Source organism: Streptomyces sp. NBC_00490 (assembly GCF_036013645.1).
Taxonomy (GTDB): Bacteria; Actinomycetota; Actinomycetes; order Streptomycetales; family Streptomycetaceae; genus Streptomyces; species Streptomyces canus_F.
The window spans coordinates 3,701,599-3,725,728 of sequence record NZ_CP107869.1 but is presented as its reverse complement, the minus strand read 5'-3'; the positions used below and the strand labels follow the sequence as shown (position 1 = coordinate 3,725,728).

General features: G+C 71.3%; 19 protein-coding genes. 8 read left to right on the top strand and 11 right to left on the bottom strand.

What is annotated here, in order from left to right; all coding sequences use genetic code 11:
• Positions 1-18: 18 nt before the first annotated feature.
• The 6 genes from OG381_RS16850 to OG381_RS16825 form a co-directional block, all read right to left on the bottom strand.
• A complete protein-coding gene (locus tag OG381_RS16850; RefSeq protein WP_327716921.1) occupies positions 19-783 on the bottom strand; it encodes a class I SAM-dependent methyltransferase in 765 nt (254 codons plus the stop codon).
• Positions 780-2,126, bottom strand: coding sequence for a condensation protein (locus OG381_RS16845; RefSeq protein WP_327716920.1), 1,347 nt, complete (start codon positions 2,124-2,126; stop codon positions 780-782). The genes OG381_RS16850 and OG381_RS16845 overlap by 4 nt, the downstream gene beginning before the upstream one ends.
• A complete protein-coding gene (locus tag OG381_RS16840) occupies positions 2,123-6,325 on the bottom strand; it encodes an alpha-(1->3)-arabinofuranosyltransferase domain-containing protein (RefSeq protein WP_327722476.1) in 4,203 nt (1,400 codons plus the stop codon). The genes OG381_RS16845 and OG381_RS16840 overlap by 4 nt, the downstream gene beginning before the upstream one ends.
• Positions 6,322-7,062, bottom strand: a complete 741-nt coding sequence (locus OG381_RS16835) for a class I SAM-dependent methyltransferase (RefSeq protein WP_327716919.1) — start codon at positions 7,060-7,062, stop codon at positions 6,322-6,324. The genes OG381_RS16840 and OG381_RS16835 overlap by 4 nt, the downstream gene beginning before the upstream one ends.
• On the bottom strand, positions 7,059-8,210 hold the full coding sequence (locus tag OG381_RS16830) for a glycosyltransferase family 4 protein (protein WP_327716918.1): 1,152 nt from the start codon (positions 8,208-8,210) through the stop codon (positions 7,059-7,061). Before OG381_RS16830 ends, OG381_RS16835 begins: the two co-directional genes overlap by 4 nt.
• A gap of 199 nt (positions 8,211-8,409) precedes the next feature.
• Positions 8,410-9,387, bottom strand: coding sequence for a DUF3068 domain-containing protein (locus OG381_RS16825; protein WP_327716917.1), 978 nt, complete (start codon positions 9,385-9,387; stop codon positions 8,410-8,412).
• A gap of 347 nt (positions 9,388-9,734) precedes the next feature.
• Here OG381_RS16825 and OG381_RS16820 point away from each other — a divergent pair, with 347 nt between their 5' ends.
• Together OG381_RS16820 and OG381_RS16815 are read left to right on the top strand one after the other, a co-directional pair.
• The gene (locus OG381_RS16820; RefSeq protein WP_199924585.1) at positions 9,735-9,887 is read left to right on the top strand and encodes a hypothetical protein; all 153 of its coding nucleotides are present in this window, start codon (positions 9,735-9,737) and stop codon (positions 9,885-9,887) included.
• Positions 9,888-9,899: 12 nt separating this feature from the next.
• Entirely contained in the window at positions 9,900-11,117 is a 1,218-nt protein-coding gene (locus OG381_RS16815) for a helix-turn-helix domain-containing protein (protein ID WP_327722475.1), read from the top strand.
• Here the strand turns inward: OG381_RS16815 and OG381_RS16810 are convergent.
• Complete coding sequence (locus OG381_RS16810; RefSeq protein ID WP_327716916.1) at positions 11,114-12,418, bottom strand: TerD family protein; 1,305 nt, start codon at positions 12,416-12,418, stop codon at positions 11,114-11,116. The genes OG381_RS16815 and OG381_RS16810 overlap by 4 nt on opposite strands.
• Positions 12,419-12,500: 82 nt before the next feature.
• Positions 12,501-14,558 carry a TerD family protein gene (locus tag OG381_RS16805; RefSeq protein ID WP_327716915.1) on the bottom strand — a complete coding sequence of 686 codons (2,058 nt, stop codon included), beginning with the start codon at positions 14,556-14,558 and terminating at the stop codon, positions 12,501-12,503.
• A 251-nt stretch (positions 14,559-14,809) separates the two neighbouring features.
• On the opposite strand from OG381_RS16805, the gene OG381_RS16800 reads away from it, so the two are divergent.
• A complete protein-coding gene (locus OG381_RS16800; RefSeq protein ID WP_327716914.1) occupies positions 14,810-15,583 on the top strand; it encodes an IclR family transcriptional regulator in 774 nt (257 codons plus the stop codon).
• Positions 15,580-16,437 carry an SMP-30/gluconolactonase/LRE family protein gene (locus OG381_RS16795; RefSeq protein ID WP_327716913.1) on the top strand — a complete coding sequence of 286 codons (858 nt, stop codon included), beginning with the start codon at positions 15,580-15,582 and terminating at the stop codon, positions 16,435-16,437. The genes OG381_RS16800 and OG381_RS16795 overlap by 4 nt, the downstream gene beginning before the upstream one ends.
• Before the next feature lie 63 nt (positions 16,438-16,500).
• Here OG381_RS16795 and OG381_RS16790 read toward each other — a convergent pair whose 3' ends face one another.
• Genes OG381_RS16790 through OG381_RS16780 form a run of 3 tightly spaced genes read right to left on the bottom strand, consistent with a single transcriptional unit; the run spans position 16,501 to position 19,710 of the window.
• A complete protein-coding gene (locus tag OG381_RS16790) occupies positions 16,501-17,904 on the bottom strand; it encodes an NAD(P)/FAD-dependent oxidoreductase (protein ID WP_327716912.1) in 1,404 nt (467 codons plus the stop codon).
• A complete protein-coding gene (locus tag OG381_RS16785; protein WP_327722474.1) occupies positions 17,897-19,078 on the bottom strand; it encodes an MAB_1171c family putative transporter in 1,182 nt (393 codons plus the stop codon). Before OG381_RS16785 ends, OG381_RS16790 begins: the two co-directional genes overlap by 8 nt.
• A gap of 41 nt (positions 19,079-19,119) precedes the next feature.
• Positions 19,120-19,710 carry a toxin-antitoxin system, toxin component family protein gene (locus OG381_RS16780; protein ID WP_327716911.1) on the bottom strand — a complete coding sequence of 197 codons (591 nt, stop codon included), beginning with the start codon at positions 19,708-19,710 and terminating at the stop codon, positions 19,120-19,122.
• A 235-nt stretch (positions 19,711-19,945) separates the two neighbouring features.
• Between OG381_RS16780 and OG381_RS16775 the strand changes: the two genes are divergently transcribed.
• From OG381_RS16775 to OG381_RS16760, 4 genes are read left to right on the top strand one after another with little or no spacing between them, the layout of a single operon-like run.
• A complete protein-coding gene (locus OG381_RS16775) occupies positions 19,946-21,304 on the top strand; it encodes an extracellular solute-binding protein (RefSeq protein ID WP_327716910.1) in 1,359 nt (452 codons plus the stop codon).
• Entirely contained in the window at positions 21,301-22,239 is a 939-nt protein-coding gene (locus OG381_RS16770) for a carbohydrate ABC transporter permease (RefSeq protein WP_327716909.1), read from the top strand. The genes OG381_RS16775 and OG381_RS16770 overlap by 4 nt, the downstream gene beginning before the upstream one ends.
• On the top strand, positions 22,236-23,093 hold the full coding sequence (locus OG381_RS16765; protein WP_327716908.1) for a carbohydrate ABC transporter permease: 858 nt from the start codon (positions 22,236-22,238) through the stop codon (positions 23,091-23,093). Before OG381_RS16770 ends, OG381_RS16765 begins: the two co-directional genes overlap by 4 nt.
• Positions 23,090-24,061, top strand: coding sequence for an arabinan endo-1,5-alpha-L-arabinosidase (locus OG381_RS16760; protein WP_327716907.1), 972 nt, complete (start codon positions 23,090-23,092; stop codon positions 24,059-24,061). The genes OG381_RS16765 and OG381_RS16760 overlap by 4 nt, the downstream gene beginning before the upstream one ends.
• Positions 24,062-24,130 lie beyond the last annotated feature (69 nt).

The following is a 24,130-nucleotide window of genomic DNA, read 5'->3' as shown; positions in this document are numbered from 1 at the left end:
CCACATGGCCAGGCCCCCCTAGGTCTTCCGCGCGTGCAACAGCAGGATCGAGGCGAGGGAGGGTCTGCGGCACGCCAGCCGGTCGAGCGGCCGCATGGGCCGCGGTACGCCGTGGAAGGGCGCCCCTTCCAGCCGTACGACCGTGAAGCCGGCCGCGGCGACGAACTCCCGCAGCGCACGGGCGGTGTAGAGCCGCAGATGCCCCACCACCTCCCGGCCCGGGCGGCCGTGGATGGCCCGCAGGCTGACCTCGGAGAACACCGGCTGCACCCCGGCCAGCAGCAGGGCACGGTTGTACCAGGCGGCCAGGTTCGGGGTGGACAGCATGAGATGGCCTCCCGGGCGCAGGACCCGCCGGATCTCGTCCAGCGCCGCATCCGGGTCGACGAGATGCTCGATCACCTCGCTGAACAGCACGGCGTCGACGGACTCGGTGCCGAACGGCAGCCCGCCGTCGCCGAGTTCACCGCGGACCGTGTACGGCAGCCGGGTGCGGGCGCGGCGCAGGGCGTCCTGGGACCAGTCGACGCCGACGAGGCGGTGGCCCGGGAGAAGCGGGGCGGCGACCGCGGCGGCGGTGCCGTCGCCGCAGCCGATGTCGAGGATGGTGTGCGCGCGCTCCGCCGTCAGGGCCTGGGCCAGCATGCGGGCCTGGCGGAGGCTGCGCGGGGTGCCGGAGGCGACGGGGACGGCGGGGTCCTCGTAGAAGTCGCGCAGCTCGGGCGGCCTGGCGGGGGCGGCCGGGGAGGTCTGGGAAGCCTGGGAGGTCCGGGCGGTCGTCATCGCTGGTCCATGTCCGTCGTGTGCAGATAGTGCTCGAACAGGTCCCGCAGATGGGCGCCGTCGCCGTGGCTGAGCAGGGCGCGCGACCAGCGCAGGGCGAGGTGGAGGCGGCCGGCCGTCGAGGCGGTCGTGACCGTGAGGCCGCGGGGCATCCGGGCGGGCGCCGAGAACCACACGGCGTGCGCCCGGCCCGCCTCCTCGCCGAAGTCCAGCGGGTACGGGATGCGGCCGATGTTGCTGAGGAGCGTGGTGGACGTCCACGGCCCGGCCGCTCTGCGCAGACCCCGGGTCAGGGCGGCCCGCCAGGCCACCGGGGTGACCGGGGCGGTCAGCAAGCCGGCGCCGCGGCCGAGTTGGGGGCGCGGGAGGGACTTGAGGGCACGGGTGCGGGTCGCCGTGCGCTCCAGCAGGCCGGGCAGGTCTGTGGTCGTCAACTCCTCCGGCGAGAAGGGGACTTCGACGAGCCGGGTGCCGTTGCCGATCGGCATGCTCGCGTCGCGGGGACGGTCGTCCACCGGCATGGTGATGCGTAAGGGCCGGGGTGGGGCGCCGTGTTCGCGGTTCCAGTGGGCGATGGTGAGGGCCGTGGCGATCATGAGCTGGTCGTTCACGGTGTAGGGGGCGCCCTTGGGGCGGTGCGGGAGGGGGAGTTCGGTGACGAGCATGCCGTTGCCGGGGGAGTTCTCGGGGGCCCCGGGCGCCACACGTGCGGGCGGAGACCAGTTGGAGGGGCTCTCCGCGAGGTCCTGGGGGATCTCGGCGGGGCGGACGGGAGGCGCGGCGGGGCTGTTGTCGCGGCCGCCGTAGAGCTCGGCGGCGGTGGCGAGGACGCGGAGGCAGGCGGGGCCGTCCAGGGCGGTGTGGTTGATGGTGAGGAAGAGGACGGTGGAGTCGCTCAGCCGGGAACCCGGCCGCCCGTCCGCCGCCCTGCCCCATCCCACGACGTCCGTCGCCTCGCTTCCCTCCGCCCGTCCCGCCCCCTCCACCACCTCCAGCCGGATCGGCGGCGAGTCCGTCAGCGGCGGTGCCGTCGTCAGCGCCCGGGTCCGCGCGTCCCGCAACGCGTCCTTCCCCGGAGCGGGGAAGGTGACCACCTCCACGTCCGGGCGCTCGGTCAGCTCCCACTCGTACCGGCGCCGGTACCACGCCCCGCGCGCCTCCCGCATCAGGATCCGCGGATGCCGCAGCAGCGCCTCGTGGAACGCCTTCCGCAGCCCCGTCGGGTCGAGACGCCCGGGCAGATGGACCTCGATGTGGACCGTCTCCGGCTCCTCCTCCTGGAGGCAGTGCCGGGAGACCTCGTCCACCACCGGGAACGGGATGCGCGCGGGTGCGGTGGTCATGCGGGTTCGCCCCCTTCGACTTTGGGCAGCTGTCGCGTCGGCGCCTCCGAGCCGGGGGGCGTTCTCTCCGCCTCGGGTTCCCGGACGCTCACCACCGCCGCGAACAAGCCGATCAGCGCCAGCAGTTGGGCCGTATGACCGAAGGCCCCGTGCTCCGCCGCGACCGGTTCGCCCGCCCCGGTCGCGGCCGCGATGCCCGCCCCGGCCAGCGCCGCGAACGCGATCGGTACGAGCCACTCGTGCCGCCGGTACGCCAGCAGCGCCAGCGCCGGCACCAGCAGGGCGAACCATCCGGCGATCAGCACCCCCACCACGGTGAGCGCGACCGTGCCCAGCCAGAGACCCGGCGGCGGCGGAAGGACCTGCGGCTCGTCGGGGTTGGGCGAGCGTCGGCGCCACAGCACCAGGCCCACCAGGGCCAGCAGTGCCACCCCGCTGCCGATCAGCGCGCCGTCGTAGGTCGTCGCCGGTTCGTACGACAGTTTGACGTCGCCGCCCGCCCCGGCCGGGACCCGCCAGGCCTGCTGCCAGCCGTCGAGCCGTACGGACGACAGTTCCTTGCCGCCCAGCGTGGCCTTCCAGCCGTCGTTGTAGTTCTCGTACGTCGTCAGATACATGGCCGCACCGGAGCCGACGCTCACCTCGCGGCGGTCGCCCAGCCAGTCCCGGATCCGGAGGTCACGTCCGGCGGCGGTGGGTTCGGCGACCGTCCCGCGGGTCAGGGTGACGTCGGTCAGCGTCAGGGGCCCGGCGTCGCCCGCCTCGACCTGGTGCGTACCGGATCCGAGGTCCAACTCGGCGCCAGTACGGCCCTCCTGGCAGACAGTCACCTCGACGGGGCGGCGCTGGGTGAGGTCGCCCACCGTCCCCTTCACGCCGGTCTGGTAGAGCTCGCGGTCCACCGACACCACCGGCCCCTCGCCGCACGGCAGCGAGAACTTCCGGTCGCTGTCCGGCTGGGGCGTGCGGGCGGAGCCCTGGGGCGTCTCCAGTGACGGGATGTACGCCTCGGTCAGGCCCACCGGCAGCCGCAGATCCTCGTCGACCATCGGGTTGTAGAGGGTCAGCGGTGCCGTCTGGGTGATCGTGATGTCGAGGCGGTCGGTGGTGATCGCCGGGAAGCGGACCCAGCCGTTCTCGTCGACACCCGCGATGGTCGCGCCGTCCGGGGAGCTGATGTTCACCTCGGTCGGGCGTGTGGACAGACCGCCCGCGGGGGCCAGCACCAGTTCGCTGACGGGCTGTTTGCCGTCCCAGCGCAGATGGAGGGTCGGCCGGTCGCCCGCGATCCACGCCGTCGTGAGGTCACCGTCGGTGAGGTTGCGCGCGGACAGGCCGACGCCGAGGGCCGCCGTGGAGTCGGCGGTGGCGATCACGCGCCGGTCCTGGTCTTCGGGCGCGATCTTGTAGAGCAGCCGGTCGAGTTGCTCGCCCGGCACCGGGACCGCGCTCGCCCGGATCGCGTACGTCCCTCCGGTGGCCGTGGAGAAGCGCCGGTGCAGGCCCGCCTCCATACCCGTGGCGGACAGGCCCGTCGGGTTGGCCGAGCGGTGCAGGGAGATCAGCTCGGCGCCGGCGCTCGTGTCCTCGGCGTCGGTCGGCAGCCGCAGCAGCCGGGTCACCTGGACGTCCGGCAGGGCGATCTCGGAGAAGCCGGCGCCCAGCAGCCCGGTGCGGCGTTCCACCGGGTCGAGGATCGTCAGCTTCATCCAAACCGTCGCTCCGGGAGGCGACTTGACGGCCTGGGTGCTGCCGTCGGAGCGCAGGACCGTGGTCCTGGACCCCTTCTCGGTCTCCACCCGCACCTTCGTCGCCGCCGACCGCACACTGTCCTGCGGCAGCGGCGTCACCTTGAACGACGACGGCATGTCGTACGCGTCGTCCGAGAACGCGATCCGCAGCCACTGCCCGTCCGCCGAGCCCAGCGCACCCTCCGCCCAGGCGGTGTCCGGGTTGCCGTCGAAGGCGTTGACCGGGTCGTACTGCGGGAGATGGAACAGCCAGTTGCCGTACGAGGACGCCGACACCGAGCGGGCGCCCCGCAGTTGGGCCACCGTCTGATGGTCGAGGCCCTTCGCGGGCAGGATCTGGTGCGGTTTCTCGCCCGGGTCCTCCGCCGCGTCGGGTGCGTTGCGTTCGTCGCTGGTGTACGTGTACGAGGTGTTGGCGTTGACCAGGCCGAACCGGGTGTCCGCGCGGCGCAGTCCGTCGCCGACCACCTGGAGCGGCGGGGTCCCGACGCCGGGGTGGTTGTCGCCGGTCAGCACGGTCGGCCGGCCGCGCAGCTCGGTGGCGAGCGGCAGCAGGGACTCCGGTCCGCCGGAGACGACGGCGGTGTCGGCGACCGGCAGCAGCCCGGCGTGCCCGGGACGCGGCGCGGCCTCGGCGGGAGCGTAGATCTCCACCGCCCGCTGCCGCGGATACAGGCCCTCGATCGCGAGCGGGGCGTCCTGGATGATCCGGCCGCCGGTCATGACCGGGCCGAGCCCCTTCATACGCCGGTAGCCGGACTCCTCCAGGGTCCGCTTCACCGTCGTCGTCGGCACATAGCCGATCTGGTCCGGGTCGAGGTCGTTGCGGACGACGACGTAGTAGATGCCGGAGCGGCTCAAGTAGTCGGCCAGGCCCGGGACTTCGCCACCGGACATCAGGGCCTGCTCGACGGCGTCCATCGCGCGCCGGTTGCCGGCGGTGCCGAAGGGGACGTAGTCGCGCTGCGCCCAGCGGGACTCGGCGACCACGTCGAGCGGCTGGTCGATGGTCGAGCCCCAGGTGTAGATGCCGTGCGCGGTCGCCGGGACGACCAGGGCGCGGGAGTCGGGCGAGGCGTCCTTCAGCCAGGCGGCCGTGGCCTTCCAGTACTTGGGGATCTCCTGGAAGGAACCCGGGTTGAGGATCGAGCCGTTGAGGTACGGCCACATCAGACCGGGCAGGATCAGCACGGCCGCGATCAGCGGCGCGAACCGGCGCCCCCTTACCGGTCTGGCGCCCCGCGTCTCGGCCGCGACCCCGACCAGGTGGGCGAGGCCCAGCACCAGCGCCAGGGCCAGCCCCGTCTGGAACTTGTAGATGTTCCGGAACGGGACGAGCCCGCCGTTCAGCCAGTCCTGCACCACCCCGTCGAAGGGCGCCCCGAACGCGCCGCCGTACCCGGCGAGCAGGATCGGCGCGATCACGATCACGGTGAGCGTCAGCCAGCGCCGCTCCGGCATGTCCCGCCGGGCCAGCCCCGCGAGGCCGAGACCGGCCGCGAGGGCCGAGCAGACGATGACGACCACCGAGGCCGCCACGGTCCAGCCGGCCGGCAGCCAGGCCTCGCCGAAGTGCAGATACGCGACCCAGTTCCCGGCGCCGCGCAGTGCCTCGGTCGCCGCCATGGTCTCCGTCGTGGTCTGTGAACTCTCCACGTACGGAAGGAAGTTCTCGCCGTAGAAGCCGAGCAGCAGCAGCGGGATCCACCACCAGGCCGTCGCCAGCACCAGGCCCGGCACCCACCAGGCGATCAGCTTGCGCTGCCGTGGCCCGGGCGGACGGGACAGCAGATACAGCCCGACCGGGAGCAGGGACGCGAGGGTCGAGGCCGCGTTCACCCCGCCCATGAACGGGATGATCACCGCCGAGCGCAGGGCGGCGACCCGGGCGCTGTACCGCTCGTCGACCAGCGGCAGCAGCACCCACGGCAGGACCGCGCCGGGCAGCGCGGCCGCCGACGTCGACCCGATGACGATGGTGAACACCGGCCACAGCGCGTAGGCGACGGCGGCGAGCAGCCGTGACGCGCCGCTGCCGATGCGCAGCCGCTCGGCCAGCCGCAGGGCGCCCCAGAAGGCGACCGACACGATGAGCGACATCCACAGCCGTTCGGCCAGCCACACCGGCAGGTGTACGGCGTCGGCCAGCCAGTAGAACGGCAGCATCGGCCACAGATAGCCGGTGTACTGGTCGGAGATTCCGCCGAAACCGCCCTGGTCCTGCCACAGCTGGCCCAGGTCGGAGAAGAACCGGCCCGGGTCGACGGTGACCCCGAGCTTGGTGTCGAAGGTCTGCCGCCCCGGGTGCACTACCAGGAACAGCACGAACACCACGGCCCAGAACCCCAGCAGCCAGCTCCGCGACCGCGGGCCCTCCGGCGGGCCCGACATGCGCGCGGTGGAGGGTACGGCCGCCGGGGGAGGGGCCTGGACCGTGGACGTCGTCATCGTGGACACCGCCGGAGGATGAGGAGGAGGTTCCAGGTGGCGACCTCGCGGATACCCGGCGCCTTGACGACGGTCTCCGCGAGGAACGGCCAGTAGCGGGAGCGCGCCGAGACCACCCGCACATCGTCGCGGGCGCGCACCTGCCGCAGGGTCGGGCCGATGTGCACGGCGAACAGGTTCTCGCCGAGGGTGTGCTTGGCGGCCTTTCCGGTACGGCGCCGGTAGCGGGCCCGCGCCCGCTCGGCACCCAGGTAGTGCCAGGGCGCCCACTCGTGGCCGCCCCACGGGGACAGCCAGTTGGTGAACGACAGATAGATCAGCCCGCCGGGCCGTGTGACCCGGACGAGCTCACTGACGAAGGTCTGCGGATCGGCGACATGCTCCAGGACGTTGGAGGAGAAGGTGACGTCCGCGACCCCGTCGTACAACGGCAGCAGGTAGCCGTCGGCGATCACGGCCCCGCCGGTCGGCTTGGGGCCGAGCTCCTGTACGTCGGGTTCGAAGAGATACGCCTGCGCACCCCGTCTGCGGAACTCCTCGGTGAAGCACCCACTGCCCCCACCGACGTCCACGACGACGCGTCCGCTGACCGGACCGTCGTAGGCCTCGACCTGGTCGACGGAGTCGCGGGCGAGGAGGGAGTAGCAGGCGTCGGGGTCGTCCTGCTCGTGGAGGAAGGCCCGGAAGAGGGCGACCGACCTGCGTATCGAGGGGTCCTTGAGGCCGGTGGCCCTCATGGCGCCCAGCTCCTCACCGCCTCGGCGGCGACCGCGCGGAACTGTCTGACCGTCCGGTCCCAGCGGTAGCGGGCCGCCTGCTCCCGTGCCGCCTTGCCCATCAGTTCCCGGCGCTCCCCGGAGAGGGTGAGCGTGCACCACGCCGCCGCGAACGAGGACTCGCCGTGCGCCAGCACACCCGTCTCCCCGTCCACGACGGAATCCCGCAGACCGGGCACGTCGAAGGCGATCGTCGGCGTCTCACGAGCCGCGGCCTCCGTGACGACAAGACCCCAGCCCTCGACCGCCGACGGATGCAGCAGCAGCCACGCCGCACAGAGCAGCCGGTGCTTCTCCGCCTCGGACACATGGCCGGTGAACTCCACGCCGGGACCGGCGAGTTGCTCGAGACGCTCCCGTTCGGGACCGTCGCCGACGATCAGCAGCCGGCCGCCGGTCACGGGCCGTACCCGCTCCCACAGCCGCAGCAGCAGGTCGATGCGCTTGTACTCGACGAGCCGGCCGACCGCCACGAACAGCGGCTCGGGGGAGCGGTCCGCGCGCGGCCCCGGCTCCTCCACTCCGTTGTGCACGACACGGATACGGTCCCGTTCGACGCCGATCCCGCGCAGTGCGTGGGCCGTCGAGGGGGACACGGCCACCAGCAGGCTCCGGTGCTGCGCACCGGTCAGCGCCCAGTGCTCGAGTCTTCGGCCGAGGCGCGCGGCGGGGGCCATAGGCCCGCCGAACCGCATCTTCCACAGATCGGTGTGCACATGGTTGACCAGGCACAGCGTGGGGCCGCGGTGCCAGACGGGCGCGAAGTACGGCATCCCGTTGCAGACCTCGACCAGCAGGTCGCAGTCGCCGACCTGGCGGGAGAAGGCTGAACGGGCACGGAGGAAGTGACCGAGTTCGCCGCCCGCGGAGACGACCCGGTAGTCGCGGTACGACGCGGGACCGCCGCACAGCAGGGTGACCTGGTGGCCGAGGCCGGTGAGACCGTCGGCGAGGCGGTCGACCAGGAGCTCGGAGCCCCCGGCGGCCGGATTGCCCAGATCACGATGGGCGAGGAAAACGATTCGGCGCGGAGGTGGGGGGAGCGCCGAGGGGTGCTGCGACGCCCGGGGCGATGCGGCGTGCAGCGCGGGTGGCACGTGCTGGGGCATGTGCGCTCCAACTCGTCTCAGGGTGCGGAACTTTGAGCGTGGGGGTGAGCTATGCGTTCCTGTGGGGGGTTTGAGTGCTTGCTGCGAGGGTCGTGTGGGTGGACTGTGCTCGGGTGGGGGTGGACAGTTTTCGCCCACCCGTTCGCCGTGGCTACTCACCTGAGTGACAATTTCCGGCCTTATTAGAGCTGACGTCCAGTCACATCGTGAGCGGGGAATCGGGCGTATCGGATGAACCGGGATGCCGCCTCCCGCGTACCACCAAAACGGAACCGGCCACCACCAGGACGAACCCCAGCACAGCCGCACCGATCGGCACCGTCTCGCCGATCGCCTTCAGCTGACCGCTGTCCTGCTCGGCCTTCTTCACCGCGTCCTTCTGCGTCGCGGTCGTGAAGGCGATCTTCTCGCTGTCCAGCAGCACCACCGCGTCCTTCTTGGTGCCCGGCGCCCGCAGGGTCCGCTTCGGGCCGGTCTGCGCGTAGATCACGCGGCCGGTGCGCTGGTCGACGACCAGCTCGAAACCGTGGTTGGAGTACCACTCCTCGGCCAGCACCTGCGGGCTGTCCGGCCGGCCGACGAGGCTGCCCGGCACCATCCGGGTGCCGACCTTCGTCGGGGCGACCGTGCCGGTGAACCGGTAACCCGTGTACCCCTGGACCTTCTTGGTATCCCGGTAGGTCAGCACGATGGTGTTGCCAAGGGTGTTGTCCCACCACTGGTAGGAGCGTTTCTGCACGTCGAAGGGGAACTTCAGATAGGCCTCGCCCTCGATGTACGGCTTCTCGCCGCAGCAGTGGACGGGCTTGGTGGTCCTGCGGTCCATGACCCAGCGGTGCGGTACGAAGTCCAGCGCGTCGTGCGGATCCGAGGCGGGAAGGGTCTTGTCGGTGTCGACCGTGGTCGTCACGTCCCAGACCGTGTCACCGCTGCGCTCACTGTCCTCGACGTTGCCGCGCACCCGCTGGGTGACGGTGATCGTCTGGCCGTCCACGGTCTCGACCTTGTCGGTGTCGAAGACGCTGCCGGTGCCTTTGTAGACGGCGGTCTGGTCGATGTCGATCGGGTTCACTGCGGCCCGTGGGGTCACGTACCACGCCAGCATGGGCGCCAGGACCAGCAAAAACGTGCCGAGTCCCAGCAGAATCAGAGAGAAGGGAGAGGCTGTACGGCGCATCCGGGCACTCCTGGGGCGTGAGGGTACGGAGTTCGGGCCGCTCTGGGCCCTGTCGTCACACTCCCGTCGTTCGCCCGTAGGGCGGGCCCCGCGGCGTCTGGTGCGTGCAGCTGCAAGGCGGAGGAGGGAGTCGACGCGGAGCGTCGGCGACCGACGACAACGCCGCAGGTGCGCGTGCCAGGCGTCGCGGGGCAGGCGGGAGTGTGACGACAGGGCCCTTGGGCCGGGAACCGTAGGCCGCCCTTGACGGAGTGTCAATGTCTTGTCGACACTGGGGCGGACAGACAGGGTGGAACGCCGGGGTGGGGACAACCGCCGGAAAGAGCCACTGAAAGGCTGACCCTGCGATGTCCAGACTGCTCGCCGCCGCACTGACCGTCGTGGCAGCCGCCGCCCTCGCCGTGGGGGCCGCGTTCGGCATTGTCGCGCTGCTCGAAGCGACGCCCGACCAGCCGAACACGCCCTTGATCACGTACGAGCAAGCAGGTCAGGGGAGTTGAGCCGTGACGGCGGTGACTTCACGGTCGGCCTGGCTCGACGTACCCCGGCTCCAGGTGCGCCGCTTCGCGGAGATCGCGATGGCGGAGGCGCCGGCGCTCGCCGAGGAGATCCTGCGCGAGATCCGCCGCGAGTACCCCCATCTGCCCGTCGTCCTCGACGAGTCGGGCGAGCCGATGGCCCTCGTCGGCATCCGCCGCGCCATCGAGGTCTTCGTCCAGCACCTGGAGACCGCGGAGGGCCGCCCGACGGTCCCCCCGGGCGTCTTCCAGGAGTTCGGCCGGGGCGAGGGGCTGAACGGCCGCAGCCTGGACTCGCTCCAGGCCATCTACCGCATGGGCGTACGCCTGGCCTGGCGCCGTTTCGCCGAGATCGGCCAGCGCGTCGAGATCCCGCCGCCGGCGATGTACGAACTCGTCGACGCGGGCTACGAGTACCTCGACGGCCTCGTCGACCAGTCGGTCCGCGGCTACGCCGAGGCGGCGGCCCGCCAGGCGGGCGAACGGCTCCGGCTCCAACGCCGCCTGATGGAACTCCTGTTGGTCGAACGCCACCGGCACGGCGACCCCGCCGAGGCCCTCACGGAACGCGCCGCCCGCATCGGCTGGCCGCTGCCCGAGAGAGTCGCCGTCGGCGTCCTGCTGCGCCCGGCACGGGAGGCGGTACCGCCCGCGGTCGGCCAGGGAGTGCTCCTGGACATGGAGTACGAACTGCCCCGCATGGTCGTCCCCGAACCGGACGCGGCGGGCCGCCCCGAACTCCTCCACCGCGCCCTGACCGGCTGGTCCGGCGCGATAGGACCCCCCGTCCCGCTGGCCGACGCGGCGAAGTCGCTGCGCTGGGCCGAGGCCGCCGTACGCCTCATGGAACGCGGCCTGCTGCCGTCGGGCGAGGTCCTGCACTGCACGGAGCACACGGAGGCGCTGGTCCTCCTCCAGCCGGAGGAACTGATCGACGACCTCGCGCTGCGCTGCCTGGCCCCCCTGGCCCACTGCGGCCCCACCCACGGCCGCCGGCTCGCCGAGACGTTACTGGCCTGGCTGGAGACCCGGGGCGGCGCCCCGGAGGTGGCCGCCCGGCTGGGCGTCCACCCCCAGACGGTCCGCTACCGCCTGCGTCAGATCCGTGAGCTCTGGGGCGCGGAGATCGACGACCCGGACCGGCGCTTCGAGCTGGAACTGGTGCTCAGGGCGCAGCGGTTGAGGGGAGTGCTGGGGGAGCCGCCCGGCTAGGAGTCCGACCGTCGCTTGAACTCCACCGGGCCCGCGTTCATCTGGATCGTGCCGTCCGGGTGCAGGAACGGACGGCGTTCGGTCATACGGCTGCTGTACGCCTCGACATGGCGGATCGCCGCACCGTCGGGAGCGGTGAAGTCGACGAGGGCGATGGCCACCCAGAAACGGGTCGAGGTGTTCTCGTAGAGCGGCACGGTGACGTTGGATCCGCGGCCGTCGTCCACGACGACCTTGGCGCCGAAGCTCTTGAAGGAACCGAAGCCGTTGCTGACGGCGGAGTAGGCGCACAGCAGGACGTACCCCTGCTCGTCGGGCCGGACGATGCGGACCGTCTCGCGGCCGGGGGTACGGGAGTCACCGTCGAGCTGGATGTAGGGCGGCTCCTTCAGGGAGCCGAGGTTCTTGTAGTAGACGACGTCCGAGTCCTTGGTGACGGGACCCTTCTTGATGAAGGTGCCCGGCTCCCGCGGTCCGCGCTGGGCCTTCGAGGCGGGCACGAACAGGGCGTACAGGTCCAGGTCGGCGCCCTGGCGTCGGCGCTTGTCGCTGCCGCCGTCCCATTCCAGGGCCACCGTGACGACCAGTTGGCGGTCCGACTTGTCCAGACTGATCGAAACCTGGCCGCCCTTGTCCAGGCTGACCTTGCCGAGCGGCGGCTTGACGAGACTGGCCGGAGCCGGAGCCGGAGCCGGAGCCGGAGCCGGAGCCGGAGCCGGAGCCGGAGCCGGAGCTTGTGCGGGGGCCGGTGACTGCGCGGGAGAGGGAGGCGTCTCGGCCTCCGGCTGGGACACGTCGATGCCGAAGTCCGTGGCCAGCCCCGCCAGCCCCTCGGCGTACCCCTGCCCGATGGCCCGCAGCTTCCAGCCGTCGCCCCGCCGGTACAGCTCCACGAGCAGCACCGCGCGCTCGCCGTCGGTCAGCGCGGGCGCACGGAAGACGACGGGCTCCCCCGCGGCCTGATGCGCCCGGACGGTGACCTCCTGGACCTCGCGGAAGGTACGGGCGGCGTTGTCGGGATCACAGCTGCCGACCAGCACGACCCGGTCCACGTCCGCGGGCAGCCCGGCCGGATCCACGACGACCCGCTCGGGCCCCGAACCATCGGCACCGACATGCCGCACGGCCCCGTCCTCACCCGAGGGTTGGTTGTAGAACACCAGATCCCCGTCGGACCGCACCCGCCCGTCCGCTCCCACGAGCAGCGCACTCAGGTCCACCGGATCGCCCACGGTGTGCAGTTCGGCGGTCAGCGGTCCGGAGCCCACCACGGTGTTCCCGCCCTTGAGAAGCTCAGGCACAGCGACTCCTCCACCCTTCGACGTGACGTCACCCTGCCACACCGGATCGGGAAGGGAGGAGGGGGTGTCGGGGGCTCGTCGGTCAGACGGGTTCCTTCTGCGCTGCACGTCTGGGCAGCGGCTGGTCCAGGTGGACCACCACCGTCGTGCAGAAGCGGTGCACGGCGTCGTCGACGCTGCGGATGAAGCCGGACTCGGTGTTGCCCCGGGTGCTGCCCATGCCCTTGAGCAGGGACAGCCGGAAGCCGGTGATCTGTGTGCCGTTCTTCGGAAGCAGGTCCGCGGGTTCAGGTCGCAGCCGTTCCAGGGTGCCGCGCGGGCCGACGGCGTCGCCCTCGACCAGGGTCTCCACGTGCAGGTCGGCCGGGGCCTCGCCGAGGCGGCGCATCAGTCGCTTGGCCCAGGTCAGGGGGTAGCCCTGCTCCGGCGCGGGAACCTCGACGGAGGTGCGCAGCCTGCCGGTGCGCAGATCCGCGCCGATGGTGAGCAGGCCGGGGGCCTGTTCGACGCGGAGCTCCGCGTGGAGCCGGCCTTCCAGGCACAGCCGGTCGGCCAGCTGGATCCGGCGGGTCCCGTGGTCGGTGCCGCGTCGGACGCGCTGGGCGGGCAGCACCTTCTGCCCGAGTTCGCCGCCGAGCCGGAGGCACACCTGGCGGATGAGCCGCTCCCAGCTCTCGACCACTTCGAGGGCCCGCGGATCGCCCTGGCAGAGGGTCTCGTCGTTGATGCCGTTGCGTACCGGCACCCAGGCGGAGCCCATGTTCTGGAAGCCGTGACAGCCGGAGTTCTCGTGCTGGAGGTAGTGCAGCAGCTCCTGGAGCAGCCAGGTGCGGGCCGCGTTGCCGACCCCCTCGTGCCGGATCAGCAGCTGGGCCTGATGGGCCACCTCGGCCCAGGACAGATGCCAGAGCGCCACCTGGTGCTTGCGCCGGCGGTCGATCCTGACGTCGACCAGGGGACTGCCCTCCAGCGCGACGTCGTTCGACACCGTGATCACGGCCTCGTAGCCGCGCCGGGCGGCGATGTCCATGTAGGCCTGCACCTGGTCGGCCTTGAGGGGGTTGCCGTTGGTCTTGGTCTCGACGAGCGCCGTCCACAGCTTGCCGGCCCGCTCGATGCGGATGACCCCGTCGGGCCGCCGGGGAGTCTCGCCGTGCGGCAGGGAGACCTCGGTGAAGGTCTCCATACGGCCGGAGGGCGCGCCGAACGCGGCGGTGAGCCGTCTGCCGAACCGCGGTACCTGGGTCATCACCGACAGCAGCACCGAGGTGGCGCGCATCTCCCGGTCCCGGTCGCTCTTCAGCGCGGAGAGCGGGAAGAGCCGGGCGGGCCGCCAGGAGTCGTTCTCCGCAAGGGACTTCTGCGGCGCGCTGGGCGGGGCGGCCCTCTTCTTGGCGGTGCGGGGCCGGGCGGCCGGTTTGCGCGGCCTGGTCTCGTCGACGGAACGGCGGGGCGCCGGTACGGCGTCCAGCGCGGCCGCCGGTTCCGGTCCGGGGGCCGGGTCCGGCGACAGGGCCGGCTCGGCGTTCCCGGCCGGTTCCGGCGTCGCCGTGGGCGTCGTACCGTCCCCGTCCCCGTCCCCGTCTTCGTCGGCGGGCTCCGCCTCGTCGTCGATGTCGACCCCGAAGTCCGTGGCCAGCCCGGCCAGCCCCGAGTCGTAGCCCTGTCCGACGGCCCGGAACTTCCAGTCCCCCTCGCGGCGGTACAGCTCGCCGAAGATGATCGCGCTCACCTGGCCGGGATCGCCGATGGTGAAGCGGAGGAGGCTCTCGCCCACCGCGTCGGACAGGGTCACGCGGAGGTCGTCCAGTTCCCCGAAGTGGGCGCCGCCGTAGCGGCTCGCGGCCACGACGACACGGTCGACCTCGGGCGCCACCACGGTCAGGTCGAAGCTGATCCGGTCCTCGTTGCCCTCCTCGGTGGGCGTCTTGTCCAGCAGGTGCACGCTTCCGTCGGCGGCCACCGGGTTGTTGTAGAAGTAGAAGTCGGCGTCGCTGCGGACCTTGCCGTCCGGGCCCAGCAGCAGGACGGACACGTCCGCGTCGCCGTCCCCGCCCGGGCTGCTCCAGCCCAGGCCGACGATCACCGAGCCGGTGTTCTCACTCAGGGCCGACAGGGCAGTGTTCGACCCTTTGGTCATTTCACGCACGAGATCCCCCCAGGAACCGCATCCCCCAAGACACGCCACGCAGTGTGACGTGTCACACACGAACACAGTAGTGCCGGTGTCCCGCACCCGTACGCTTCCTGCCGAAACGGGACGGTCGCGCGGGACGTAGTCTGCAGGCCCATTGCCCGGGGAAACGCGGTATGGCTAGCCTGTGTTCGTCATGCCGATCGTCTGTTGAAATTTCGAACAGATGCCTAAGATGGAAAGGGAGGGGGCTGGACGTGGGACGTCTTGTACCTGCCGTGACCCGGGCTCTCGACATTCTCGAGCTCTTCCTCGACGGGGACGGCACGCTCTCCGCCCCCGACATAGTGCGCAGGCTCCAGTTGCCGCGCACCACCGTGCACGAGCTGGTGACCACGCTCGCCGCGCGGTCGTACATCGTCCCGGTGCCGGGTCAGCCGGGACGTTACCGCCTCGGGGTGCGGCCGTACCAGCTCGGCAGCCGCTACGCCGAGCAGCTCGACCTCGCCGCCGAGGGGCAGCAGGTCGCCCGGTCCGTCGCCGAGACCTGTGACGAGACGGTGCACGTGGCGATCCTGGAGGGCACCGACGTCATCTACATCGCCAAGGTGGACTCGACGCACGCGGTGCGGATGGTGTCCGCCGCCGGGCGCCGGCTTCCCGCCCATTGCACCTCCGTCGGCAAGATGCTGCTCGCCTCGCTCCCCGAGTCGGAGCTGAGCTCCCGCATCCCGGACTCCGTCGAGCTGGTCCGGATGACTCCGAACAGCATCACCGAACCGGGCGCCCTGCGCGAGGCCCTCACCCACATCCGCGAGCGCGGCGTCGCCGTGGAGAACCGTGAGTCCAACCCGGACGTCTCCTGCGTGGCCGCCCCGGTCCGCGACCGCACCGGCCGGGTGGTGGCCGCGCTGTCCATCTCCGTGCCCATGATCCGCTGGAGCGACGAGCGCCGCGACGAGCTGGAGCAGCTCGCCGCGAAGGGTGCCGCCGAGCTGTCCGAGCGCCTCGGTCACCGGAGCGTGGGATGACCTCGAAGACGTACGACTACGAGGTGGCCGTCCGCGCCGAGGCGATACTCGGCGAGGGCCCCACCTGGGACCCGGCGCACAACCGCCTGATCTGGCTCGACATCCTCGGCGCCCGGATCAACACCTACGACCCCGTCTCCGGCCACCGCACGGTCCGCGTCACCGACCAGCACATCGGCGCCGCCAAGCCACGCACCGGCGGCGGACTCGTCCTCAACCTGCGGGACGGCGTCGCCCTCCTGGACCCGGACGACTCCTTCCGCTGGCTGCACCACGAGCCGGTCCCCGGCCGTCGCGCCAACGACGCCGCCGTCGCCCCCGACGGTTCGCTGTGGGCGGGCACCATGCGCTACGACGAGGCACCGGGCGGCGGCACCCTGTCCCGGCTCACCGGCGACGGCTCCTTCGAGACCGTCCTCGACGACGTCGCGGTCAGCAACGGCACCGGCTGGAGCCCCGACGGCCGCCGGATGTACTACATCGACTCACCGACCCGCCGCCTCGACGTCTTCGACTTCGAGGCCGGCCGCCCCGTGAACCGCCGTCCCCTCGTGGAGATCGAGGAGGGCGCCGGCTTCCCCGACGGCCTCACCGTCGACGCCGACGGCTGTGTGTGGGTGGCCCTGTGGGACGGCGGAGCGGTACGCCGTTACACACCGGAGGGCACGCTGGACCGCGTGATCACCCTCCCCACCCCGAGGGTGACAGCGTGTGCCTTCGGCGGCGCCGACCTGACCGACCTCTACATCACGACGGCGACGGTGGGTCTGGAAGACCCGCACCCGGTGGCGGGCTCGCTGCTGGTGGTGCCTGGCGCGGGAAAGGGTTTGCCGCAACCGCTGTTCGCCGGGTGAGCGGATGCCGTCAGGGGCGCGGGGAACTGCGCGAGAAGCCCCACCGGGCCCGCCCCCGACGAACTACTGCAAACCCACCCTCTTCAACTCCTCAGCAGTCAAAGGCGGAGCCGTGAGCGCAGGTTTCAACGGCCCCACCACCGCCGCCAACAACACCGACGGACTCAGCAACACCTCCGCCCGCCGCTCCAACGACGTCACATCCGTCACGCGGCGGGCGATCCGTCCGTTCCCCGTGGCCGTGCGCATCAGCCGGTCCACATACCCGGCGAGCAACCGGTCCCGCAGCGTCGGCCCGCCCTCCGTCGCCCCCGGATAGAACACGTCCTGCCCCGTCGCCAGATCCCACGCCGCCCCCACCGGACGGGCAACGGCCTTCTGGACCCGGCGGGACAGTCCGGCCGCACCCCACCCATGACGCGCGGTCAGCTTCCGCAGGAGCAGCGCACTTTGCGCACCGACCGCCAGCCCGTGGCCGTACACCGGGTTGTACGCGGCCAACGCGTCGCCCAGCACGGTGAAGTTGTCGGGCCAGGCCGGCATCCGCTCGTAGAAGTACCGGCGGTTGACCGTGGCGCGGGTGACCGCCACCTCGGACAGCGGCTCGGCCTGTCGCAGCAGGTCGCCGATGAGGGGGTGCCGCAGCTCCTCGCGGGCGAAACGGACGAAGTCGTCGTCGGCGCCGGAGGGTTCGCCGCCCCGGGTGCCGTTGACCGTGACGATCCAGCGGCCGTTCTCGATGGGCAGCAGAAAGCCCGCCCGGCCCGGGACGCCGGCGTGCGGGTCGGGCTGCACATGGATGACGGGGAAGCCGCCGCGGGCCTGCTCGGGCGCGAGGTAGAGCCGACTGGCGTACGCGAGGCCGGAGTCGACCTTGCGCTCCCGCGGCGCGGGCAGTCCGAGTTCCGCCAGCCAGCGGGCCGCCCCGGAGCCCCGGCCGGTGGCGTCGACCACCATGCCCGCCCCGATGGTCCGTTCACGGCCGTCGCGCTCCCGCACCCGTACCCCGGTGACCGCCTCCGGTGTGCCCGCGAGGCCCAGCACCTCGGTGCCGCCGAGCACTTCCACCCGACCGTCGGCCAGGACCTGTGCGCGGACCGTCGCGTCCAGCAGGTCCCGTCCGGCCAGGATCACATGGTGGGACTCGGGCCAGCGCCGGAACCAGCCCTGCGCCGAGTAGCCGACGATGTCCGTGGTGACCGGCGCCCGCCGCGCCCCCGCCTCCCGGAGCGTCTCGGAGATGCCCGGCAGCAGCTCCTCCATGGCCCGCACCCCGCCCGACCAGAGCATGTGGGCGTGCCGGGCCTGCGGCAGCCCCTTGCGCGGCTCGGAGCCCTCGGGCAGCACGTCCCGCTCGACGACCAGGACGCGGTCGGCGAAGGCGGCGAGCGCCCGTGCCGCGAGCATGCCGGTATGGGATCCCCCCAGGACCACGGCGGTTCTGGCGGGGGAGGGACTCTCACTCATGCGCGGACATGCTCTCTGCCGGGACGGCCGCGCGGACGCGTACCGCCTTGATCTCGTCGGGGCTGCGCAGGGCCTCGGACACGGCCTGGATCTCCTGCAGCAGATAGGTGGTGTCGGGGGCGCTCGCGTCGGCGTCCGGGGGGCCCGGCTCGCGATCCATGGCGTCCAGGATCGTCACGGCCGCCGCCAGTGCCTGGGCCCGGCCGCGTTCGAGACCGAGGGCCAGGGCGGCGTCGTAGGCCCGGGCGCGCAGCTCGTCGTCGAGGTGGCGGGCGAGGTGCAGGAGCGCGTCACGGATGAGCGTCTCGCGGCGGATCAGCCGCATCTCGAGGGTCGCCCGCAGCGCGAAGGGCTCACGGCTGCCCGCGACGCTCCGCATCAGCCGGGCCAGGGGCTTGAGGCCGCGGTACCGGCGGCGGAGCCGCCACCGCTCCTGGAGGTACTGGCCGGCGTGCGGCACGATGAAGCCGATCGCGACCAGGGTCGCCGCGATGCACGCGGCCGACGGGGCGATGTTGGTGTTCAGCCAGTCCAGGTCGTGTCCGGTCCAGCGGGCGACGACGGCCGTGAGCTTGGCGACGCTGAAGAGCAGGTTCGTCGCGAAGCCGACCCCCAGGAACCTCAGTCCCCAGCGCAGCCAGCCGTCGAGGCCCGCGGTGCGGATCCAGTTCCACACGAGCCGGGACGTGATGAGGCTGGCCACCATGTGCGCGGACAGGTAGAGGAGGATCGCCTCCCGCATGAACGGCGTGCCGGCGTAGTAGGTGTCCAGGTCCCGGATCTGTTCCACGGGCACGTCGGCGAGGGCGAACAGCACCCACAGGGCGGCCACGACACCCGCGTAGACGGCGACCACCCACCGGGTCGCGCGGCGGGTGTGGGCGTGGCGCTCGGTGCGGCCGTTGCGCCAGTGGACGACCAGCAGCAGCCATGACGCGCAGAGCGCGGTGAGCAGCGAGTAGACCCAGGGCGCCGCGATGTTGGGCACGCCGGTGACCCGGTTGGTCCAGGCGATGGTGCTGGGGGCGGCGAAGACGAACACCGCGCAGGCGAACAGCAGCAGTCCGCCGACGGCCCGCAGCAGCGGGTCCCGCCAGAGCTTCAGGATGCTGGGCAGTTTGATCACCAGGGCCGCGGTCAGCACCACGGTGGGGAGCCAGAAGGAGACGTACATCCCGCTGAGGAGGTTGCCCTGGGCGAGCGGACCGGCATGTGTCACCGCTCCGTGCCTCTGCGCCCGCGGTACCCCATGGACCGCTCCATGCCGGTGAGGGAGGCCCTGCCGCCGTGGCCCGACAGATAGGACCGGAACGCCGCCGCCAGCCGGTGGCCGAAGTCGTCCGCCTCCGCCTCGTCGGTCTGCCGGGAGCCGTCGCGTGCGGCGATGGCCAGGGCGTCCTTCCAGTCGGGGCCGCCGGCCAGCGCGCGGGCGGCGGCCGGGCCCACCCCGTGCCGGTGCCCGGCGTCCAGGTGCCACAACTCATGGCCGAGGATGACCAGTTGCTGCACGGCCTCGGCCCGCTCCTCGACGATGACCAGGTCGAAGTCCTGGAACTCCACGCACAGGCCGGTCACTTCGATCTCGTCGGGGAACCGTTCGAAGCGCAGCTCGACGGGCCGCCCGCCGCGGCGCGCGCTCATCTCCTCGCACAACGCCCGGCACACCTCGCGCACGCCGGCCGGGGGAGTGGGTCTGGCCCGCAGCGCGGCGTCGAGTTCGACGGCGAGCCGGCGCATCGCGGGCGCGGTTCTCGCGCGCCGCAGCGCCGCGGCGACCCGCCCCGCCCTCGTGCGCGCGATGTCCATCGATCCCCCTTCTCACCGCTGTCCGGCAGCCCGTCCGAGCGTACGCGGCCCGAACTGTCCACGTCATGCGATCCGGGGACCGTTCGTACAAGTGAGAACAACCGCTCGCGGTTCTGAAAATCCTGTCCGGACCATTGACTAGAAAGCGCTTCCTATCTACGGTCCGTTCGAAGTTACGAGCATCTAACGAGATATCGAACCGACCGGATCTCCTCTCCGACTGTAAGGGCAGGCAATGGGACGACCTGACCTGAACCGCAGGCAACTGCTCGCCGCCGCAGGCGGGTTGGCCGTGGCCGGCAGCTTCGGCTTCGCCGCGCTCGGCACCGGCGCCGACGCGCTCGCCTCCGACGCGGACACCCGGGTGCGCTACTGGAACCTCTTCAGCGGCGGCGACGGCGCCAACATGATCGCGATGCTGGACTCCTTCCGGAAGGAACACCCCGGCATCGCCGTCAAGGACTCCACCCTCCAGTGGGGCAACCCCTTCTACACCAAGCTCGCCATGGCCGCCGCGGGCAACCGCGCCCCCGAACTCGGCGTCATGCACGTGGGCCGCGTCGCGGGCTTCTCGCCGGGACGGCTCCTGGACCCGTGGGACGAGGCACTCCTGGCCCGGTACGGCGTGCGCAAGGCGGACTTCAACCCGGCGCTGTGGAACCGCGGTGTCATCGACGGCAAGCTCTACGCCCTCCCCCTCGACATCCACGTCCAGCTCTGCTTCTACCGCAAGGACGTCCTGAAGAAGGCGGACCTGCTCGGCGACGACGGCCGGATGATCCCGGTCGGCTCCACCGGCGAGTGGTTCGACGTCCTCAAGAAGGCCAAGCAGGTCCAGAAGAAGGGCCTGCAGACCATCGGCCTGTGGACCAACGACCAGAACTTCCAGTGGTGGTTCTTCGTCGCCTTCTACACCCAGCTCGGCGGCCGCTGGTTCGACGACGGCACCCCCGCCAATACGGAAGTCCTCTTCGACGCCGACAAGGCCACCCAGGTCCTGGAGTTCCTCCGGCAACACGTCACCGACGGCTACGTCATCCCCGGCGCACCCACCGGCGAGCAGTTCATCAACGGCGCCCCCTTCACCTGGGAGGGCAACTGGTCGGTGCCGGTCTTCTCCGGCGCCAAGCTGGACTACGGCGCGACCCCGTTGCCACCCGTCTTCGGCAAGCCGGCCACCCACGCCGAGTCGCACGCGTTCGTCCTGCCCCACCAGTCGGGCCGCGGCGGCGCCACCAACGAGGCCGCGCACGAACTCGCCGCGTACGTCGTCACCCACGCCCAGCAGTGGGCGGCCGGCGGCCACATCCCCGCCTACACGCCGACGCTGTCCACGGCCGCGTACCAGAAGCTCGAACCGCAGAACGAGTACGTGAGCGCCATGGACCACCAGGCCACCGAGCCCAAGGTGTGGTTCGCCGGCTCCACCGGCGTCCTCGCCCAGGACCTCGGCCCCGTCGTCGTCTCCTCGACCATGGGCTCCGCCAAGCCGGCCGCCGTCGCACAGCGGATGAAGTCCCGGCTCACCACGCTCCTCGCCTCGAAGAACCCGATGGACGGCAGGACCGCCGCGCAGGGAGGTACGGCCGCATGACGACCAGCGCCCAGACCGTCGTCGCACCGGCACGGGCGAAGACCGCCACCGCCACCGCGACCGTCCGCCGCAAGCAGGGCTTCCAGCACGGGGGCTGGTTCATCGCCCCGTTCCTGGCACTGTTCGCGCTCTTCGTCGTCTGGCCGCTGCTGCGTGGCCTCTACCTCAGCTTCACGGACGCCAACATCTCCGGCGAGGGCGCGAGCTTCGTCGGCCTCGACAACTACCGCGAAGCCCTGAACGACCAGGCCATGTGGGACGCGCTCGGCCACAGCGCCTGGTTCACCCTCCTCGTCGTCCCGTGCATCACGATCCTGGCGTTCCTGCTCGCGATGCTCGCCCACCACATCGAGCGCGGCACATGGCTGTGGCGGCTGTGCTTCTTCGTCCCCTTCCTGCTGCCCTCGACGGTCGCCGCCAACCTGTGGCAGTGGCTCTTCACGCAGGGCATCGGACTGTTCAACGAGACCTTCGGCCTCGACACCCCCTGGCTGACCGACAAGTCGTACGCGATGCTCGCCATCGTCATCCAGACCCTGTGGTGGACGGTCGGCTTCAGCTTCCTGCTGTACCTCGCCGCGCTCCAGGGCATCCCCGGCCACCTCTACGAGGCCGCCAAGCTGGACGGCGCCAACGCCTGGCACCGCATGGTCCACATCACCCTGCCGATGCTGCGCCACATCACCGGTCTGGTGATCGCGCTCCAGATCCTCGCCTCGCTCCAGCTCTTCGACCAGGCCGTCGTGATGATGGACTTCAGTCCCGGGCCCGAGCTCAGCACCCGCTCCTTCGTCCAGTACACCCTCGAACAGGGCTTCACCAGCTACCGCGTGGGCTACGCCTCCGCGATGTCCATCATCTTCTTCGTGATCATCGCGGCCGTCGCCCTCGGACGGATGGCACTGCTGCGCAACCGTGAGGAGGGCACCCGATGAGCACCACCCAGCCCCGGCTCAAGTCCCGCAAGCCCTGGACGCCCAGCCAGATCGTCCTCACACTGACCGGCGTCGCCGTTGCCGCCGTCTTCGTGGCCCCCATCGCCGCCGCCCTGTTCACCTCGCTCAAGTCCGAGGCGGAGGCGGCCGAGATCCCGCCGCACTGGCTGCCCGAGGTGTGGACGGTCCAGGCCTGGAAGTCCCTCTGGGAGACCGGCAACATCGGCAACTGGTTCATCAACTCCCTGGTCGTCTCGGTGTGCGTGACGACCATCGTGCTGGCGGTGAGCGCGCTGGCCGGATACGGCTTCGCCCGCACCGAGTTCCGCGGCAAGAACGTCCTGATGGGCGTGGTGATGGCGGGCCTGATGGTCTCTCCCGCGGTCCTCGGCGTGCCGCTGTTCACCACGGTCCAGCAGATGGGGATGGTCGACACCTACTGGGGCATGATCCTGCCGCAGTGCGCGCCCGCCGCGATGGTCTACATCCTCTACAAGTTCTTCCAGGGCATCCCGCGCGAACTGGAGGAGGCCGCGTTCATCGACGGCGCCGGCCGCTGGCGCGTCTTCTTCACCATCGTCGTCCCGCTCGCGCGGCCCTCCCTGGCGGCGGTGGGCATCTTCACCTTCATCGCCTCCTGGAACAACTTCCTGTGGCCGTACATGGTCACCAACAACCCCGACCTGATGACCATGCCGAACGGCATCGCGACCGTCATGAACTCCTACGGCATCCAGTGGGCCCAGCTCATGGCCGGCGGTCTGATGGCGGGCCTGCCCCTGATCGTCGTCTTCGTCTTCTTCCAGCGGCAGATCGTGACGGGCGTCGCCCACACGGGATTGGCGGGACAGTGAGAGCACCCAGAGCGTTGACGGCCCTGATCGCCACGCTGTTTTTGGCGCTCCTGCCCCACACGGCGTACGCACAGCCGGTCTACCCGGACCCGCAGCCCGTCACCGGCCAGCAGATCATCCACGACCCCACCGTCATCCGCCTCAAGTCCGGAGGCTACGTCGCCTATTCGACGGGCGGCGTCATCGGCGCCCGCCTGTCCAAGGACCGCAAGCACTGGGCCGACTCCGGCAACGCCTTCGCGGAGCCGCCGAGTTGGTGGTACGAGTACAACGACACCGGCGACCCGTGGGCCCCGGACATCTCCTACCGGTCCGGCAAGTACTGGCTGTACTACGCCGTCTCGTCCTGGGGCACCAACCACTCCGCGATCGGCGTCGCCACCTCCCCGTCCGGTCTCCCCGGCACCTGGACCGACCACGGCAAGGTCTTCTCCTCCGAGCGCACGGACACCTGGAACGCCATCGACCCCGCCCTGATCAAGGCCGACGGCCGACTGTGGATGTCGTTCGGCTCGTACTGGACGGGCATCCGCATGGTCGAGCTGAACCCGAGGACGGGCAAGGCCGCGGCGGGCACGACCGTCCACCACCTGGCCACCCGCCCGGACGCCCCCTACGCGGTCGAGGGTCCCTACATCGTCAAGCACGGCCGCTACTACTACCTCTTCGCCTCCTACGACGCGTGCTGCTCCGGCGTGAACTCCACGTACAAGATCAAGGTGGGTAGGTCCACGTCGGTGACAGGCCCCTACACCGACAGCACGGGCAAACCGATGCTGGAGGGCGGCGGCGACCTCTTGCTGGAGGGTCACGGCAGGTATGTCGGCACGGGCGGCCAGTCGGTCTTCCGGGACAGGGGCCAAGATTGGCTGGCGTACCACTACTACGACGCAGAGGACGAAGGCACGCCAAAGCTGGGCCTCAACAGGCTGAGCTGGAAAAAGAACGGCTGGCCGAGCGCGGCTTAGGGGCGCGGGGCTGTGTCCATATGCGGCTCCGCCGCGTGGACGCGACCAGCCACAACGAGCCCGCAGCCG